This is a genomic window from Mucilaginibacter sp. KACC 22063, from assembly GCF_028736115.1.
Taxonomy (GTDB): domain Bacteria; phylum Bacteroidota; class Bacteroidia; order Sphingobacteriales; family Sphingobacteriaceae; genus Mucilaginibacter.
Genome location: NZ_CP117877.1, coordinates 4,008,427 through 4,026,118 on the forward strand (window position 1 = coordinate 4,008,427; position 17,692 = coordinate 4,026,118).

At 33.7% G+C, this 17,692-nt stretch carries 18 protein-coding genes; all 18 read left to right on the forward strand.

Annotation, left to right across the window (positions count from 1 at the left end):
- Position 1: 1 nt before the first annotated feature.
- Entirely contained in the window at positions 2-775 is a 774-nt protein-coding gene (gene rfbF, locus PQ461_RS17355; RefSeq protein ID WP_274206802.1) for a glucose-1-phosphate cytidylyltransferase, read from the forward strand.
- 2 nt (positions 776-777) lie between these two features.
- On the forward strand, positions 778-1,857 hold the full coding sequence (rfbG, locus tag PQ461_RS17360; protein ID WP_274206803.1) for a CDP-glucose 4,6-dehydratase: 1,080 nt from the start codon (positions 778-780) through the stop codon (positions 1,855-1,857).
- The gene (locus PQ461_RS17365; RefSeq protein ID WP_274206804.1) at positions 1,850-2,773 is read left to right on the forward strand and encodes an NAD-dependent epimerase/dehydratase family protein; all 924 of its coding nucleotides are present in this window, start codon (positions 1,850-1,852) and stop codon (positions 2,771-2,773) included. Before rfbG ends, PQ461_RS17365 begins: the two co-directional genes overlap by 8 nt.
- On the forward strand, positions 2,770-4,488 hold the full coding sequence (locus tag PQ461_RS17370) for a thiamine pyrophosphate-binding protein (RefSeq protein WP_274206805.1): 1,719 nt from the start codon (positions 2,770-2,772) through the stop codon (positions 4,486-4,488). Before PQ461_RS17365 ends, PQ461_RS17370 begins: the two co-directional genes overlap by 4 nt.
- A 46-nt stretch (positions 4,489-4,534) precedes the next feature.
- A complete protein-coding gene (rfbH, locus tag PQ461_RS17375) occupies positions 4,535-5,827 on the forward strand; it encodes a lipopolysaccharide biosynthesis protein RfbH (protein WP_274206806.1) in 1,293 nt (430 codons plus the stop codon).
- Positions 5,827-7,182: a lipopolysaccharide biosynthesis protein gene (locus PQ461_RS17380; RefSeq protein ID WP_274206807.1), complete on the forward strand. Its 1,356-nt coding sequence runs from the start codon at positions 5,827-5,829 to the stop codon at positions 7,180-7,182. Before rfbH ends, PQ461_RS17380 begins: the two co-directional genes overlap by 1 nt.
- Positions 7,183-7,192: 10 nt before the next feature.
- Complete coding sequence (locus PQ461_RS17385) at positions 7,193-8,200, forward strand: glycosyltransferase family 2 protein (protein ID WP_274206808.1); 1,008 nt, start codon at positions 7,193-7,195, stop codon at positions 8,198-8,200.
- A 137-nt stretch (positions 8,201-8,337) separates the two neighbouring features.
- Positions 8,338-8,781, forward strand: coding sequence for an acyltransferase (locus PQ461_RS17390; RefSeq protein WP_274206809.1), 444 nt, complete (start codon positions 8,338-8,340; stop codon positions 8,779-8,781).
- A 2-nt stretch (positions 8,782-8,783) separates the two neighbouring features.
- Positions 8,784-9,572, forward strand: a complete 789-nt coding sequence (locus tag PQ461_RS17395) for a hypothetical protein (protein ID WP_274206810.1) — start codon at positions 8,784-8,786, stop codon at positions 9,570-9,572.
- Between the two features lie 6 nt (positions 9,573-9,578).
- Positions 9,579-10,304 carry a hypothetical protein gene (locus PQ461_RS17400; protein ID WP_274206811.1) on the forward strand — a complete coding sequence of 242 codons (726 nt, stop codon included), beginning with the start codon at positions 9,579-9,581 and terminating at the stop codon, positions 10,302-10,304.
- A gap of 29 nt (positions 10,305-10,333) precedes the next feature.
- The gene (locus PQ461_RS17405; protein WP_274206812.1) at positions 10,334-11,122 is read left to right on the forward strand and encodes a glycosyltransferase family 2 protein; all 789 of its coding nucleotides are present in this window, start codon (positions 10,334-10,336) and stop codon (positions 11,120-11,122) included.
- Positions 11,119-12,327: an EpsG family protein gene (locus tag PQ461_RS17410; RefSeq protein ID WP_274206813.1), complete on the forward strand. Its 1,209-nt coding sequence runs from the start codon at positions 11,119-11,121 to the stop codon at positions 12,325-12,327. The genes PQ461_RS17405 and PQ461_RS17410 overlap by 4 nt, the downstream gene beginning before the upstream one ends.
- Positions 12,308-13,399, forward strand: a complete 1,092-nt coding sequence (locus PQ461_RS17415) for a glycosyltransferase family 4 protein (protein WP_274206814.1) — start codon at positions 12,308-12,310, stop codon at positions 13,397-13,399. The genes PQ461_RS17410 and PQ461_RS17415 overlap by 20 nt, the downstream gene beginning before the upstream one ends.
- Positions 13,399-14,130, forward strand: coding sequence for a glycosyltransferase family 2 protein (locus PQ461_RS17420; protein ID WP_274206815.1), 732 nt, complete (start codon positions 13,399-13,401; stop codon positions 14,128-14,130). Before PQ461_RS17415 ends, PQ461_RS17420 begins: the two co-directional genes overlap by 1 nt.
- Complete coding sequence (locus PQ461_RS17425; RefSeq protein ID WP_274206816.1) at positions 14,115-14,873, forward strand: glycosyltransferase family 2 protein; 759 nt, start codon at positions 14,115-14,117, stop codon at positions 14,871-14,873. The genes PQ461_RS17420 and PQ461_RS17425 overlap by 16 nt, the downstream gene beginning before the upstream one ends.
- Positions 14,873-15,991 carry a UDP-galactopyranose mutase gene (glf, locus tag PQ461_RS17430; RefSeq protein ID WP_274206817.1) on the forward strand — a complete coding sequence of 373 codons (1,119 nt, stop codon included), beginning with the start codon at positions 14,873-14,875 and terminating at the stop codon, positions 15,989-15,991. The genes PQ461_RS17425 and glf overlap by 1 nt, the downstream gene beginning before the upstream one ends.
- Positions 15,992-15,997: 6 nt before the next feature.
- Positions 15,998-16,909 (forward strand): NAD-dependent epimerase/dehydratase family protein, encoded by a 912-nt coding sequence (locus PQ461_RS17435; RefSeq protein WP_274206818.1) that lies wholly within the window; start codon positions 15,998-16,000, stop codon positions 16,907-16,909.
- A 111-nt stretch (positions 16,910-17,020) separates the two neighbouring features.
- A complete protein-coding gene (locus PQ461_RS17440) occupies positions 17,021-17,680 on the forward strand; it encodes a hypothetical protein (RefSeq protein WP_274206819.1) in 660 nt (219 codons plus the stop codon).
- The last annotated feature ends 12 nt before the right edge of the window (positions 17,681-17,692 follow it).

Genomic DNA, 17,692 nt, shown 5'->3' on the forward strand with positions numbered 1-17,692 from the left:
TATGAAAGTAGTATTACTTGCAGGAGGATTGGGAACCAGGCTTTCGGAAGAAACTGTACTGAAACCTAAGCCTATGGTTGAAATTGGTGGTATGCCAATTTTATGGCACATCATGAAAATTTATTCCTCTTACGGCTTTAATGATTTTATAGTTTGCCTTGGTTACAAAGGTTACATCATTAAAGAATACTTTGCTAATTATTTTCTGCATAAATCAGATGTTACTATTGATTTAAAAGATAATTCTGTAAAAGTACATGATTCGCAAGCAGAGCCCTGGAAAATAACTTTGATCGATACTGGAAATGAATCTATGACCGGCGGCCGTATCAAACGTGTACAGCCATATATTGGAAATGAGCCTTTTATGCTTACATACGGTGATGGTGTGGGGAACATCAATATTAAAGAATTGGTTAACTTTCATAATACCCATGGAAGGCTTTGCACAGTTACATCAGTGCAGCCTTCTGGCAGATTTGGAGCATTAAATATTCTTGATGACAATTCTGTGCATTCATTCATGGAAAAGCCAAAGGGTGACGGTGCTTGGATAAATGGAGGATATTTTGTTTGCCAGCCACAGGTATTTGATTACATAAAAGACGGAGACAGTACCATTTGGGAACAAGCTCCTATGGAACAGATAGCCAATGATGAACAGATGAGTGCTTACAAGCACAATGGATTTTGGCGGCCAATGGATACCCTGAAAGACAAACACGACTTAAATACTTTGTGGGATAAAAACCAGGCACCCTGGAAAACTTGGTAATCATGCTCGAATTATTAAAAAATACATATCAGCATAAAAAAGTATTTGTAACTGGGCATACTGGTTTTAAAGGATCTTGGTTAATAAAAATATTAAGCCTGCTTGGCGCCAATATTAAGTGTTACGCGCTTGCCCCACAAAACGAGCAGGACTTGTATAATTTGATAGATGGAGATCATATTTGTGAGTCAGTAATTGCTGATTTACGGGAAAAAGAATCTATCGTTAAGGCTATTGCAGATTTTCAGCCAGAATTTATTTTTCATCTTGCGGCACAACCTTTGGTAAGGTTATCATATGACGTCCCTGTTGAAACCTTTGAAATAAATGCAATAGGTACAGCTAATGTTTTGGAAGGAGTAAGAAAGCTTCCCGGCAATTGCTGTGTGATTTTGGTAACTACCGATAAAGTTTATTATAACAACGAGTGGACTTATCCATATCGCGAAAATGACAGACTGGGAGGTTATGATCCATACAGTGCCAGTAAGGCTTGTACTGAATTAGTGATAGATTGTTATCGTAATTCTTTTTTTAACCTCAAAAAATTTGATCAGCACGGAAAAGCAATAGCAGTTGCACGTGCAGGTAATGTGATTGGTGGGGGAGATTGGTCTAAAGACAGGCTAATACCCGATATAATACGTGCTTTATCAGCAGGGCATAAAATTGAAGTACGTAACCCAGATGCTGTAAGGCCCTGGCAACACGTATTGGAACCTTTAACAGGATATCTGTTGCTGGGCGCTAACCTGTATAAAAATCCGCAAAAATTTAGCCAGGCATACAACTTCGGCCCTTACTTTAACGATGCACTTTCAGTTAAGGAAATGTTAAAGCTTGCTATTGAGAATTGGAAAAGTGGCGAATACTTTGTAAACCGGCCCGATGATCAGCCACATGAGGCTGGTTTGTTAAGACTTGATATCAGTAAAGCAATTACAGAACTAAATTGGCATCCTCAACTAAATGCTAATAAGGCAGTAAGTATAACGATTGATTGGTATAAAAAATACAATTCAAATCCATCGGAAATAGTGAAATTCACTAATGATCAAATAGTCGATTTTTTAAATGGCTAAAATATTTATAACCGGAATTACTGGTTTTATAGGTTCAAACATTGCACGTGTTTTAGTTGATAAGGGGCATCACATTATAGCATTATATCGTGCAAGTTCAAAATTAGAACTGTGTGATGATTATAAACAAAAGATAACTTGGCTGCTTGATAGTGATGAAGCATTAATATTAAAATTAAAACAGTTTGCACCCTCAATATTTATACATTCAGCTTGGATCGGAGTAACTTACGAAGAACGAAATAACTGGGATAGCCAGTTTAAAAATATTGAGTATTTGAATAAATTGTTGGAGATAGCTAAAGAGGCAGGCGTGAAGCAGTTCATTTCATTAGGATCTCAGGCAGAATATGGGCATATGGAAGATGTAGTTAAAGAGGATGCCGCTAACTGTCCAACTGTGGCTTATGGCCGTATAAAAGTAATTTGTAGTGAAGTAGTTAAGCAATTTTGCGAGCACCATGGCTTATCATGGTATTGGCTGCGGCTATTTTCTTTTTTCGGGCCAGGAGAGTCTTCAAAATGGCTTATTCCTTCACTGGTTAAAACCATGATATCTGAATCTCATATGGATATGACAGCTGGCGAGCAAAGATATGCATACTTATATGTTAATGATTTAGGCACAGCTATCAATCTTATTATTGAAAAAAGCGGAAAATCAGGCATTTATAATATATCTGGAAAAACTGTGTTATCTATTAAACAATTAGCTGAAAGAGTAAGAGAAATAGTCAATCCATTCTTTAAATTAAATTTTGGAGCACTTCCTTACCGAAGTAATCAGCCAATGTGCGTATTGGGAAGTTCTGATAAATTTATTAAAGAGTTTGGTGATTTTGAACATACTAATTTTGACCATGCTTTAAGCACAACAGTAACACACCTGAAAAATTCTTTAACTATTCGCAAATGAAGGTCTCAGATTATATAGCATTTTTTTTAGAAAAAAAAGGTATTAGAAACGTGTTTGAACTTTCAGGCGGAATGATAACTCATTTACTTGATTCAATAAACCAGAAAACTAAGATCAATATAATTACAATGCACCATGAGCAGTCAGCATCATTTGCTGCAGATGCTTATGGCAGAGTTACTGGTATACCGGGCGTAGCAATGGCTACAAGTGGCCCCGGCGCTACCAATTTGCTCACAGGTATAGGTAGTTGCTATTTTGATTCTTCTCCAGCTATATTTATAACAGGCCAGGTAAACCGTCATGAACAAAAAGGCGAACGCCCAATCCGGCAGTTAGGTTTCCAAGAAACCGATATTGTGTCAATGGCAAAGCCAATAACTAAAGCATCATTTTTAGTAACAGACCCTAAAGATGTTCCTGAAATATTTGAAAAAGCGTTTCAAATTGCTATAGAAGGAAGACCAGGACCTGTGTTGATCGATTTGCCCATGGATGTTCAACGTGCTCAGATTGAGCCGAATGAAGCTCCTGAAGTCCAAGAAGAAAAGCAAATTATAGATAACCATATTTTACAGCAACTTATCAATGATATTCAAAAGGCTTCCCGACCGTTAATTTTAGTAGGAGGTGGTATCAGGGCTGCAAGAGTACAAAAAGCACTGGAAAAATTTGTTGAAAAAACTCAAGTTCCTGTAATTAACACTTTACTTGCACTGGATATTGTAACACCAGAGCATCCTTTACATGTTGGATTTATAGGCAGCTATGGCAACAGGTGGGCAAATATAGCGTTTGGTGAAAGCGATTTGTTAATTGTTTTGGGCAGCCGTTTAGATATAAGGCAAACAGGAGCAGATACAGCTTTTATAGAAAACAGAAAGATTTATCATGTTGACTGCGAACCTGGAGAAGTTAACAATAGGGTTAAAGGTTGTTTAGGTATTATAACCAAACTTCCTGTATTTTTTGAACAATTTGAATCTGCAGCAGTAGCTACTAAGTTTAATAAACCTAATGAGTGGTTAAATTATATTAAACAACTTAAATCTAAATGGCCAGATACAAATGAACTTTCTCCAAACGGTATAAATCCTAATAAACTTATGCACACACTGTCTTCAGTAAGTGCAGATGCTAGTGCTTATTTAGCTGATGTAGGTAGCCATCAAATGTGGGCGGCACAGTCATTGCAACTAAGAAAAGGACAACTTTTTCTTACTTCAGGAGGAATGGGTGCTATGGGATTTGCACTGCCAGCCAGTATAGGTGTTAGTATCGCAACAAATAATGGAGCGGTTGTAGTTATTATTGGTGATGGCTGTATGCAACTTAATATACAGGAACTGCAAACCATTGTACGTAATAAATTACCTGTTAAAATAATTGTACTAAATAACCGTACCCTCGGCATGATCAGACAGTTCCAGGATAGCTATTTTGAATCGCGCTATCAATCAACTTACTGGGGATATGATACCCCTGATTTTGAAAAAGTAGCTATTGCTTACGGAATTGGCGCTAAAACAATAAAAAAGGAAGAAGAAGTTGAAGAAGCTTTACAATGGCTATGGAATGTTGAAAATCATGATAAGCCATTAGTACTGCAGGTAATGATTGACCCGCATACTAATACCTATCCTAAAATAGCATTCGGTAAGCCTATTACAGAGATGGAGCCCTTTGCTGCTCCGATAGGTATGGAAAGCACTTAATTTAATTGTATATACTTATTATAAAAATATGACATTGAGTAATCTAGTGGCTGATACATCGCTTGTAGAAGAATTAAGAAAAATTGCTAAAGAAAAAACTGGAAGAAATATTACACCAGGAAAAGATTACATTGCTGTTACAGGCAAGGTACTTGATGAAGAGGATATCTTATTCGGAGTAGATGCAGCTTTAGATGGCTGGCTTACAGCCGGCAGATTTGCCAATACATTTGAATATGAATTTGCGAAGTATTTTGGTGCCACAAAAGCATTGCTTGTAAATTCAGGATCATCTGCAAACCTTATCGCTTTTTATACATTAACCTCACCTCAATTAGGCGAAAGAGCATTAAAACCAGGAGATGAAGTGATTACGGTAGCTGCAGGGTTTCCAACAACAGTTAACCCTGTTGTCCAATTTGGTGCTATCCCTGTATTTATAGATGTAGATATAGCTACGCATAACGTAAAAGCTGAATTGATTGAAGCAGCTGTTTCACCTAAAACGAAAGCGATTATGATTGCTCACTCTTTAGGCAATCCTTTCAATTTAGATGAAGTGATGCGTGTGGCTAAAAAATATAATTTATGGGTAATAGAAGACGACTGTGATTCTTTAGGAGCCACTTACAGAGATAAAAAGACAGGTACTTTCGGCGACATTTCTACTTTTTCATTTTATCCGGCACATCACATTACTATGGGTGAAGGTGGTGCGGTCCTTATTAACAACCCAATGCTAGCTAAAATAGCGGAAAGTTTCAGAGATTGGGGGCGTGATTGCTATTGTGAACCTGGCAAAGACAACACATGTGGGTGCAGGTTTTCGCAGCAATTAGGTACGTTACCATTTGGTTACGATCATAAATATACCTACTCACATATTGGGTTCAACCTGAAAGTAACCGATATGCAGGCTGCCTTTGGTGTTTCTCAGTTAAAAAAAGTAGATCACTTTGTACAACGCAGACGTGAAAACTTCCAGGCCTTATATGAAAGAATGAAAGAATTTGAAGATGTATTCATTCTCCCAGAGGCTACTGAACACAGTAATCCTTCTTGGTTTGGGTTTTTACTTACACTACGCGATGGGGATGCTGCAGATCGTCATATGCTCGTACAACATCTTGAAGAGAACAAAATAGGCACTCGCTTACTTTTTGGAGGAAACTTATTGCGCCAACCTGCTTATGCAAACATTCAACATCGTGTTGTTGGCGACTTAACAAACACTGATATCATTATGAATCAATCATTTTGGCTTGGTGTATGGCCTGGGCTAAACGAAACACATTACGATTATATACAAGAAGTAATCAGAAAGTACATTAATCAATAATGATTGCTTTTTTAAAGGAAGTTAAAGGAAAGTTCGGCGTAGACAAAGCAATATTTTACACAATATTAAGCAGGGTACTACAAGCCGGCGGTGGGCTGTTATCGGTTGTTTTCATTACAAAATTTCTAACACCTACAGAACAAGGCTATTATTACACTTTTGCCAGCATTTTGGCAATACAAATTTTCTTTGAATTAGGCTTAAGCAGTATAATTACCCAGTACGCAGCATACGAGTTTGCACATCTTAAATGGTCTGCCGAAGGATTACTTAATGGAGAAGAATACTATAAATCAAGATTAGCTTCAATACTTAAGTTTTGTGTTAAATGGTTTGGGGTAATTGCGATTGTATTATTACTGGTTTTAATAATAGTTGGTTTAATATTTTTCTCTACTTATAACAGCAAAGGTGTAGTGGTTAATTGGCGCATACCTTGGTTTATATTATGTATATCAACTGCTTTAAATCTGTTTATTGATCCTTTACTTGCATTCTTCGATGGATTAAATGAGATCGAAGATATGGCCAAAATAAGATTGATACAGAAGTCTGTAAATATTTTTTTGTTATATCTGTTATTTGCTATGGGCTTTAAACTATACTCAAGCCCCATTGCTTCCATTGCAGCTATACTGATTAATTATATTCAAATATTAGCAACTAAAAGATACAAACTTTTAAAAACTATTTGGCTGTCTCACGGCAAGGATACAATAAATTACTTAAAAGATATTTTTCCTTTTCAATGGCGTATAGCATTAAGCTGGATTAGTGGTTACCTTATATTTCAACTTTTTGTACCAGTTGTTTTTGCTACAGATGGTTCTGTAGCAGCCGGCAGAATGGGCATGACATTAGCAGCTTTATCAGGAGTGTTATCCATTTCATTAAGCTGGGTAAATACGAAAGTGCCTATTTTTTCACAGCTCATATCAAAGAAAAACTATATACAACTTGATGAAACTTTTTTTAAAACATTAAAACAGTCTAGCGCAGTGTGTGCTTTATGCTTGGTGTTGCTAATATCAATCGTAATCGTATTACAAAAGCTTAATCTATCTGTTGGAAATAGGTTTTTATCCTATCCACAATTAATAATGCTTAGTCTGGCAAGTTTTGTGAATCAGTTTGTTGCAACATTAGCTACTTATTTAAGGTGCCACAAAAAAGAGCCATATCTTCTACAATCGGTTGTACTTGGCATATTAACTGCAATGTCTACATTATTGTTAGGAAAGTTTTATGGCGTTAATGGTATAGTGATAGGATATACAGCCATTATTGTACTTATAAGCCTTACCTGGTCTGTAATTGTTTTTAGAAATAAACGAATTGAATGGCATCAGGCTTAAGTTTTAAACTATGACAAAAATACAGAACCCAATACTTTCTATTTGTATACCTACATATAATAGGTCTAAATATCTGGTCTCGTGCCTGCAATCAATTTTGAAACAGGTTAAAGACTATATGCATATTGAAATATTAGTATCTGACAACCAATCAACAGATGATACAAATCAACAAATTCAGCAATTTATAAATCACCCTAAGTTTAAATATTTTCTACAAACAGAAAATTTAGGTGCCACAAAAAACTATTTCAAATTAGTAAGTGACTACGCAACAGGCGATTTTTGCTGGATTATTGGAGATGATGATTTTTTAGTACAAGGAGCATTAGATGTAGTTTATAATTTAATTACACAATATAAAGATACAACTGATTATTTCTACGCATCTGTTAAAGGTCTAAATGTAGAAGATTACAATAAACACACTAATTTTGACACAACCTTATTGTCTGACAGGGTTACAAAAGAAAATATTGTGTTTTCAGAAGTTGACAAATTTGAAGAGTTAATCAGTCCTAGATACTCAATTATATTTTTAGGCGAACTTATGGCATCAATTTTCAGAAGAGAACTTTGGATTAGCCATGAAATTAATATAGAAGGTGAAAATCTGGCGAGCCTTCAAACAACCTACCCGCATGCTGTAGTTTTGGCAAGTAAATTTATGGGCAGTAAAGCCATTTATATTAAAACGCCTCTCATTAGAGACTTAAGTGGGGCTAGAGAATGGTGGGACAAACTTGGATATATATTAGTAGTACAGGTAAAAAACTTATTGGATTATTATAAGGACTTAGGGGTTTCTAAAAAAATACTGAAGGAATGTTATAAGAGTTATTTACAAATGAGTTTTAAATACTTTTTAAAGTTCTTGTTTCAGCGTAAGTCCCAGTATCGGAATAAAGTTTCTATTAGTAACTATTCAATCTTTTTATTAAATAATCCTACTGTAAGCGTTAGTTTTTTTTCAAAATTAATTGCTGGTAGATTAAAGTTTCTATTACAAAAAAAATGAATTTGTTACGTTTAGTACAGAATTTCGTCAACGTTGTTATCAACAACTACACCTTAAAGGCTAATAAGGTAGTATTTAAAAAATTCAACATCAATGGCTTAATACATATTGATAATAAGGCCGGCGGTACAATTATATTGGGTGATAATTTTAGTGCAAACTCTGGGAAGAATTTTAATCCGATTGGTGGGGATAGCGTTTTACGCCTTATTGCCTATAAAAAAAATGCAGTACTAACAATTGGGCAAAACGTTGGAATTTCAAACTCAACTATTGTATGCTGGGATAAAATAACAATTGGTAACAATGTTGTAATTGGCGGCAGTGTTAAAATATGGGATACCAATTATCATTCTTTAAACCCTGTTATCCGTACCAGCGGAAATGATAATGACATTAAAACTGCGCCTATATTTATAGATGATAATGTTTTTATCGGTGGGAATTCAATTATACTAAAAGGCGTGAAAATTGGTAAAAATAGTGTGATTGCTGCTGGTAGCATAGTTGTAAAAGATATTCCGGAAAACGTTGTTGCCGGTGGTAATCCCTGTAAAGTTTTAAAAACATTAACATTTTAAAAATGCAACTTATAGATTATAGATTATTCGTAGTTTTTCATCAACAACTTAAAAATGAGTATTATGATTCATCAATAATAAACAAGTATGAATTTGTGAATGTGAATCCACGTAATGATTTAACTGCTATAAATCCTGACTATATAGTTATAAGCCAATACGAGTTTGAAAACTTCCACTCGTTAGGAAAATGGTATACTGAATCTGAGGTGATATACAATATTTATAAAAATAAATATTTATATAAAGACGTTAATTATATTGGGTTTTTACAACATGATATTGACTCATCGGTATTAAATAAAGAAATTTTAGAAAAAAATTTACCTAAATACCAATTAATAAATTTACAACCCTATCCTTTCCAAACAGATTACAACCAAAAGATCTTGATGGATGAAAGCCAACCTGATAAAAAAACCGGTGCGGGTGTAAATTGCTATGAAGTGATTATTAACGACTACAATAATTTTTACAATACCAATTATACCGCTGAAAATTTAAAGAATGTGACTTTAAATTTATGTTCTTCATTTATTTTGCGTACAGACATCTTTGAAAAAATGATGCTTTTTATTGAAAGTATTATTAAAAGCGGCAAATTAGATCAGTTTGATTCAAATAGGCAATATCGAATTCAAGGCGGCTTATTAGAAAGATATTATGCTGTTTGGCTTGCATTTGATAATCTGCAAACCACTCAAATACCACTTAAACATCATTTTGAAGAGAGTGTAGCACAAAATTCCTTTTTTAAACGCGTTATTAATAAGTTGAAGTTACGCAAGTAAATAAGTATGTCATTATTAGTAATTACTTCAACTGTTTATGTAAATAGTAACTTAACAGTTTTAATTGATCCTGACATCAGATTAAAACAATATATAGATAGTATTAAGTTCTACGCTGGCTCTCCCTTTATCAATCGTATAATTATTTGTGACAATAGTGGGTTTGATTACAGCGAGAATATTGAAATACAATACATTGCTAAGATTAAAGAAATAGAATGTTTACATTTTGTTGGTAATAAAACCGAGATTTTAAAAAAAGGCAAGGGGTATGGTGAGGGTGAAATAATGGAATATGTTATCAATAATAGTAAGTTAATGAGCGAAGAGGAAAACTCCTTTTACAAAGTTACCGGCAGAATATTATTGTATAATGTTAATTCAATAATTAAGGCTATGAAAAAGGATGTAAACTATTTTCAGCAAGTTGGAATAAACCCTTTCAGAAAAGTCCAAGCGGTTGATACACGTTTTTATCATTGTAACAAAGCCACATTTTTTAAATATCTAAAAAATGCCTATCATCAGGTTAATGACTTAGCTACATTTTATCTGGAACATGCTTATTATAATAGCTTAAAAAGTAATTCAGTACCGTTTAAAAACTTTGTAGAACAACCAAATTTTGGTGGCATCTCTGGCAGTACCGGAAATAGTTATGCTATTAAAAAACCCCAGCTTTTATTATTAAGAACTGCATATAAAGCATTAAGAATTCTACATCTGATATAATTCTTCATAGACAATAAAATACACTTAAATTGAGCTTACCATTAGTAACAATTATAACAGTAGTTTTTAATAGTGTTGATACCATAGAGCAGACAATTCTAAGCGTCATTAACCAATCTTATTCCAATCTGGAATATATTATTATTGATGGTGCATCAACAGATGGCACTATTGATGTAATTAAAAAATATGAAAATCGTATAAAATATTGGATATCTGAACCGGATAAAGGCATCTATGATGCGATGAATAAGGGTATAAACAAAGCATCTGGTGAGTGGTTGAACTTTATGAATGCCGGGGATTGGTTTTACAGTGCTCAAACCATTGAGCAGGTATTTAATAATACCGGGCTTGAAAACGTTGAGATGATATACGGTAATACGGAAAAGAGAAAAGGCAATAGCAGCTCAATACATAAACCCGGCCATTCAGAAAATTTCTGGAAGCAACTGATGGTACACCAAAGTATGTTTACCAGAACTGATTTAAATAAAAAATACCTTTTTGATGTTGGGTTTAAGGTTGCCGCAGATTTCGATTTCATATATAAAACATTTTTCTTTAAGCATAAGACATTATATATTGATAATATCATATCAAGTTTTGATATGGTGGGCTATTCTCATGGTAACAGGTACATCGGTTTTGCCGAAGACCGTAAAATTGCTATGAAATACAAAGGCCGGCCGGCATTAAGCTTAAAAGTATATATGTTTTATGTAAGAGTAACAATACTTGGCAAGTTGATTGATATCTTAAAAAAACATACGCCTTTCATCTATAAAAAATTAAAAAATATAAAAGATAAGGTATGATCTTATATTATTTATTTTTTTTATTTTTTGGATTTTCAGCATCGCTGGACTTTGTAAAACAAGATGATTACAAACTTCAATTAATCAGAAAAAACATATTTATTATTGGTTTTTTCTTCATTTTGATTTTTGTCGGCTTTAGATATAAAATAGGAAGCGATTGGCTATCGTATTTACGAATGTATGATGAGGCTTTTAGCCTGACAAAATTATTTCAGAATGGGAATCTGGATTTTTCAACAGATTTTACCGAGCCGGGATTTAAAATACTTGTTTCACTTTGCAAAGGCATAGGAATTAATTACAGTTTTTTTGTATTCATAATTACTGTATTTAATACAGCCTCGCTATTTTACTTTATCAAACACAACCAGTTTTCAAATAAGCTTGTTTTTTTAGCACTAATCCTGATACTTACAACCTTTTTGGAATTTGATATTTTAAGACAGTCTATAGCATTTCACATTGTTTTATTTGCATTTAGTGATGGTAAGCTTAAGTTAAGAAAACTTTTACCGTTTACAGCCTTAGCATTAACGTTTCATTTTACAGCAGTAATATTTATTATTTTTTACCTTTTTCAAAAACTAAACTTATCATTTAAAGGAATACTAGTTCTAGTAATTCTGTATTTCATATCATTGTTTATTACTATCCCAATCATAACTTTTGGTTTAAAAGCATTGGAACCCATTGTAGGTGGTACATTAACAGCAGTACTTTCTAAAGCAGTTACATTGGTAGAGGGTTTTAATTTTAAGCGTAGTGTTAGTTTTACAAGCATACTTAACTTTATATTTTTAGTGTTGCTGGCAATGAGAATAAGAACAATCAAATTGACATCTTCTGAGCAATTATTGATAAAATTATTCCTATTCTACATAGTCATTAACATTCTTTTTAAAGAAGTTCAAGAAGTTGCTGACAGATTTTCTTATTACTTCAATTTTGGCATAGCCTTTATGTTTTGCTTGCTTGATAGGCTTATCTTGATTCGAGAAAGGAAACTGGTTTTACTTATCGTACCATCATTGTTCATACTCATGCGATTAACGTTACACTTCAAAGATCCAGGTATTAGATATGGACAAACTCCTTACAGAAATTACTTTTTTATAGAGAAAAGCGACGAAGCAGAAATAATGGAAAGGTATGATATGATGCAAAGTATTAAAAGTTCGGAATATGACTACAAAAAAGACTAGTTTAACTTTTATACTTCCGGGCCGTGGCACATATCCAGTTGGTGGGTTCAGAATAGTTTATGAATATGCAAACAGACTAACTGCTACTGGAATGGACATAACGATTGTTCATGTTGCATGGTTATATAAATCACATTCATTCATAATTGGTTTAGGTAGATATCTCTATTGCTTATTATTTTATAGATTCTATAAAAAATGGTTTAATCTAGATTCTAAAGTAAAAAACAAATGGGTGTTTATTCCAAAATCTTATCTTATTCCAAACGCTGATTTTGTTGTTGCAACCGCATGGGAAACTGCAGAACACGTAATAGAATATCCAGATAAAAAAGGTAAAAAGATCTATTTCATACAAGGCAATGAGTCAGAACTGCTCTTGGCAATAAAAAAAGGATGGCAGCAAAGGGTAAAAAATACATGGAATTTTCCAATGCATAAAATAGCAATAAGCTCTTGGTTAAAAGAAATTGTTTCCACTGCCGACAACCCGGCAAAAAAGATTTTTAATGGGTTAAATTTTGATGAATTTTACATTAATAATCCAATAGAAACCCGCGAACCGGCATCTGTTATGATGCTTTACCATACCTCACCAGCCAAAGGTTGTACTGAAGCTTTGGAAGCAATTAATATTTTAAAAAAAAGTGATATTAATCTTAAAGTTAAAATGTTTGGCGTTCCGCAAAGGCCGGAAAATTTAGCCGAATGGATTGAATATTATCAACAGCCTGAACGCGAAACACTAAGAAAGCTCTACAACGAAGTAGCTATTTTTTTATCTCCCTCCCATTCTGAGGGTTGGGGCTTGCCAGTTGCAGAAAGCATGTTATGTGGTTGCGCTGTAATAACTACCAATATTGGTGGATTTAAAGACTTTGTAATTGACGGCAATACTGGTTTAAACTTCAAGCGTGAAGATGTAAATGATATGGTGCAGAAGATAAAACTCTTAATCCATAACAATGATACCAGGATAAAAATTGCTCAGAATGGCAATTCATTTATTAAACAGTTTTCATGGGACAGAGCGATAAGTGATATGAAAGAACTTTTATCTGAATTTAAATAATGGTTTCTGTTTGTCTGGCTTCATATAATGGAGAAAAATTTATTAAGGAACAGATAGATTCTATTCTGATCCAACTGCAACCAAATGATGAATTAATTATATCAGATGATTCCTCTACAGATAATACTGTAAAAGTTGTAAGAAGTATACCTGATCCAAGAATCAAACTTTATACTTCAAATAATTTTCGCGACCCGATTAAAAACTTTCAAAATGCATTAAGCTATGCCAAAGGCGAGTATATCTTTTTATCAGATCAGGATGATATTTGGATAGAAAATAAATATGAAGAAATGATAAATCTATTGAAGGACTACGATTTAGCCATCAGCGATTCAATTATAGTTGATGAACAACTTAATACTTTGCATCCTTCTTTCTTTTCATATTTTAAGTCTGGTAAGGGCATCATTAAAAACGTAATTAAAAGTTCTTATTATGGTTCATGCATGGCTTTTAGAAAAACAATTCTGGATGTAGCCCTGCCCTTTCCTGATACGAAAGAAATAGGGCATGATTTATGGATAGGTCTTGTTGCGGAAATGATAGGAAAAGTTATTTTCTACAAAAAGCCGTTAATTTTATACAGAAGACATAGTAATACTTTCACGCCTGCAAATGTTGGAAAAAGTAAAAGGCGTATATATCAAATGTTATTAGGAAGACTAATAATGTTCAATGAATTAGTAAAATTTTACATTAGAAGAAATTATAAATGGAAAAAGGGTTAGTTTCTATTATAACACCCATGTATAATGGAGAGCGGTTTATTTCACAAACGATTGATTCGGTTTTAAATCAATCGTATCCACATTGGGAAATGATTATTGTAAACGACGGCTCTAAAGATAATGGCCCAGCCATAGTTGAGCAATATTGTTTAAGTGACAAAAGAATAAATCTTGTAACCCAATTAAATGGTGGATCAGCTGCGGCTCGTAACAATGGGATTAAAAGAGCAAAAGGGCAGTATATTGCTTTATTGGATGCAGACGATACCTGGAACCCAGACTTTTTAGAAAAACAATTAAAATTAATGGATGAAAAGCAAGCATTGCTGGTTTATTCATCTCATACACGCATGGATGAGTTTTCAAATGAAATTTTGCGCCCTTTTATTGTTCCTGAAAAATTAACTTATAAAGACCTACTTAAAACGTGTTCAATATCCTGCCTTACTGGATTGTACAATACCGAAAAATTTGGTAAAGTATATTTACGCGAAGACATGAAAAGTCTTAGGGACGATTACGTATACTGGCTTGAAATTATTAAAAAGGTTAAAATTGCATACGGGAATACTGAAGTGCTAGCTAATTATAGAATTTTAGGATCATCAGCAAGCCGAAAGAAGAAAAAAGTTATTTTGCCCCATTTTAAGGTTTTGTATAATATAGAAAAACTAGGTTTTTTTAAAAGCGTTTATTATTTAACAACTTGGGCTATTATCAGTTACTTTAAGTACAGAAAATAATGGGTAAATATGATTTTTTAATTGTAGGTGCTGGCCTGTATGGCTCTGTCTTTGCCCACGAAGCGAAAAAAAGAGGAAAAAAGTGTTTGGTTATTGATAAACGAAAACACATTGGTGGTAATGCTTATACCGAAAATATTGAAAATATTAATGTTCATAAATATGGGGCACATATTTTCCATACAAGCAATAAAAAGATCTGGGATTATGTAAATTCATTTGTTGAGTTTAATAGGTATACAAATTCACCACTGGCCAACTATAACGGCGAGTTGTACAATTTGCCTTTTAACATGAATACTTTTCATCAGCTGTGGGGAGTAAAAACACCTGATGAAGCCCAGGCCATAATAAAATCTCAAATTGAGAAATTAAATATAAAAGAGCCTGCTAATTTAGAAGAGCAGGCGTTATCATTAGTCGGAACAGATATTTATCATAAACTAATTAAAGGGTATACTGAAAAACAATGGGGGCGTAAAGCAACGGATTTACCAGCTTTTATAATTAAACGTTTGCCTGTTAGATTTACTTTTGACAATAATTATTTCAATGATAATTATCAAGGTATCCCAATAGGTGGGTATACTGCATTAGTAGAGAAGATCTTAGATGGAATAGAAATTAAGTTAGGCGTAAATTACTTATCAGACAAAGACTACTTTGACAGTTTAGCAGATAAAGTTGTTTATACCGGCATGATAGATGAATTCTATAATTACAAATTTGGCATTTTAGAATACAGAAGCCTTCACTTTGAAAACGAAATTATCGATAGTTCTAACTACCAGGGTAATGCTGTAGTTAATTATACAGATTCAGAAACTCCATTTACCAGGATAATAGAGCATAAGCATTTTGAATTTGGTACACAGCCAAAAACTGTTGTAACCCGGGAATATCCAAAAGAATGGAAAAAAGAAGATGAGCCTTATTATCCGGTAAACGATGATAAAAACAATAAACTGTTTAAACTTTATAGTGAACTTTCAAAAAAAGAAAGTAAAGTGATTTTCGGTGGACGTCTCGGAGATTACAAGTACTATGACATGCACCATATTATTGGCCTATCTTTAAAAAAGATAGCTACGTTGTTTAATGAACCAGACTCAATATAACAAAGTATGAATATTTGTATAACAGGTAGTAGTGGTTTTGCGGGTAGAAATATTGTTTCATATTTTGAAAAATTGAAATTAAACCTTAAGCTTTTAACAAGACATGAGCTTCAAACAATTACATCATCAAAATTAGAAGATTGTGATGTAGTTATTCATCTTGCTGGTAAAGCTCATGATTTAAAAAAAGTTTCATATCCTAAAGATTACTACGATGTTAATTATGAGCTGACAAAAAAATTGTATGATAGCTTTTTACATTCAAATGCAAAGAAATTTATATTTGTCAGCTCTGTAAAAGCTGCCGCAGACAGTGTTGAAGGTGTCTTGACAGAAAATATGATACCTGATCCTAAAACTGATTACGGCAAATCTAAATTGATGGCTGAACAGTATATCCAAAGCCAGCAGTTACCAGATGATAAGTCTTATTACATATTACGGCCATGTATGATTCATGGCCCTGGAAATAAAGGCAATCTTAATTTGTTATATAATTTTGTTAAAAAAGGAATCCCCTACCCTTTAGCTGGATTTGACAATTTACGCTCTTTTTTAAGCATTGAAAATCTATGCTTTATTATTAGTCAACTAATCGAGAAAAACAACATTGCTTCTGGTATCTATCAAGTTGCTGATGATAAACCCCTGTCTACTAATGATGTTATAAAGATTCTATCAGCCTCACTCAATAAAAAGCCGAAATTATGGAGTTTATCTCCAGGGCTGATTCGATTTATTGCTAAGATCGGAAATACATTATACCTACCTTTAACTACTGAACGTTTAGATAAACTGACAGAAAGCTATGTTGTTAGTAATAGTAAAATTAAACAGGCAATTGCAAAAGAATTACCTTTAACTGCTGATGACGGTCTTAAATTTACAGCTTTATCATTTTCATCTGATAAATCCTGATATCTTCAGATTATTAAACTATTTAATCAGAGAGTTAAAACAAGTGCAATATATCATATAAAGTCCCCATCAAATGGCATTGATAGTAACTCATCTGCTGTATAACCAATCATGACCGAATTTGAAGTAACCGGCGGTGGGGAAATAGGCAACGGACGCGCCACCTATCCTTTTGCTAAATTAACCGTAACGCCGTATCAGTTAAGTTTATCGATATCCCTTGTTGGTACGGTAGTTTTTCGGCCGTCTGATGTTGTTTCTTTAACAGTGGAAAATCAGTTTCTTGGCCTGCGAAAGGGAATCCGTATTAATCATACGGTAGCTAACTATAGTAACAACATTATATTCCTATCCACTAATGCGGCCTATTTAATTAAACAAATTGAAAGCACCGGTTTCTTACTCCAAAGAGATCCCTTACCGGGTCATTTAGAAGAAGAAATTATACGGACACAAGCAGCTGGAAGCTTTCCCATTAAAAAAAGTGCAGCTATTGCAATTATTATTATCTGGAATGCGCTATGCATACCTGCTATAATTAATGATGCCAGCAAATCACCTATCATCAAGGCTCCTTATGCTATGCTGTTACCTTTGGGGTTCATGATGTCGACCTGTGTATCGTTGCTTGTTATACCCACGGTTAGGGGTTGGGTAATTAAGCCCGGGCATCATATAAATTCAATAAAAACAGGTGTGATTTTCATACTTATTATTATCAGCATTATTACAAGCGTTATGCTGGCTATATCAACGATACCTGCAAACTGATAACAAATTTCA

Excerpts from the sequence above, each read along its gene's own strand:
- rfbF (WP_274206802.1), top strand. The coding sequence starts at position 2 with ATGAAAGTAGTATTACTTGCAGGAGGATTGGGAACCAGGCTTTCGGAA.
- rfbG (WP_274206803.1), top strand. The coding sequence starts at position 778 with ATGCTCGAATTATTAAAAAATACATATCAGCATAAAAAAGTATTTGTA.
- PQ461_RS17365 (WP_274206804.1), top strand. The coding sequence starts at position 1,850 with ATGGCTAAAATATTTATAACCGGAATTACTGGTTTTATAGGTTCAAAC.
- PQ461_RS17370 (WP_274206805.1), top strand. The coding sequence starts at position 2,770 with ATGAAGGTCTCAGATTATATAGCATTTTTTTTAGAAAAAAAAGGTATT.
- PQ461_RS17380 (WP_274206807.1), top strand. The coding sequence starts at position 5,827 with ATGATTGCTTTTTTAAAGGAAGTTAAAGGAAAGTTCGGCGTAGACAAA.
- PQ461_RS17385 (WP_274206808.1), top strand. The coding sequence starts at position 7,193 with ATGACAAAAATACAGAACCCAATACTTTCTATTTGTATACCTACATAT.
- PQ461_RS17395 (WP_274206810.1), top strand. The coding sequence starts at position 8,784 with ATGCAACTTATAGATTATAGATTATTCGTAGTTTTTCATCAACAACTT.
- PQ461_RS17400 (WP_274206811.1), top strand. The coding sequence starts at position 9,579 with ATGTCATTATTAGTAATTACTTCAACTGTTTATGTAAATAGTAACTTA.
- PQ461_RS17410 (WP_274206813.1), top strand. The coding sequence starts at position 11,119 with ATGATCTTATATTATTTATTTTTTTTATTTTTTGGATTTTCAGCATCG.
- PQ461_RS17415 (WP_274206814.1), top strand. The coding sequence starts at position 12,308 with ATGACTACAAAAAAGACTAGTTTAACTTTTATACTTCCGGGCCGTGGC.
- PQ461_RS17420 (WP_274206815.1), top strand. The coding sequence starts at position 13,399 with ATGGTTTCTGTTTGTCTGGCTTCATATAATGGAGAAAAATTTATTAAG.
- PQ461_RS17425 (WP_274206816.1), top strand. The coding sequence starts at position 14,115 with ATGGAAAAAGGGTTAGTTTCTATTATAACACCCATGTATAATGGAGAG.
- glf (WP_274206817.1), top strand. The coding sequence starts at position 14,873 with ATGGGTAAATATGATTTTTTAATTGTAGGTGCTGGCCTGTATGGCTCT.
- PQ461_RS17435 (WP_274206818.1), top strand. The coding sequence starts at position 15,998 with ATGAATATTTGTATAACAGGTAGTAGTGGTTTTGCGGGTAGAAATATT.
- PQ461_RS17440 (WP_274206819.1), top strand. The coding sequence starts at position 17,021 with ATGACCGAATTTGAAGTAACCGGCGGTGGGGAAATAGGCAACGGACGC.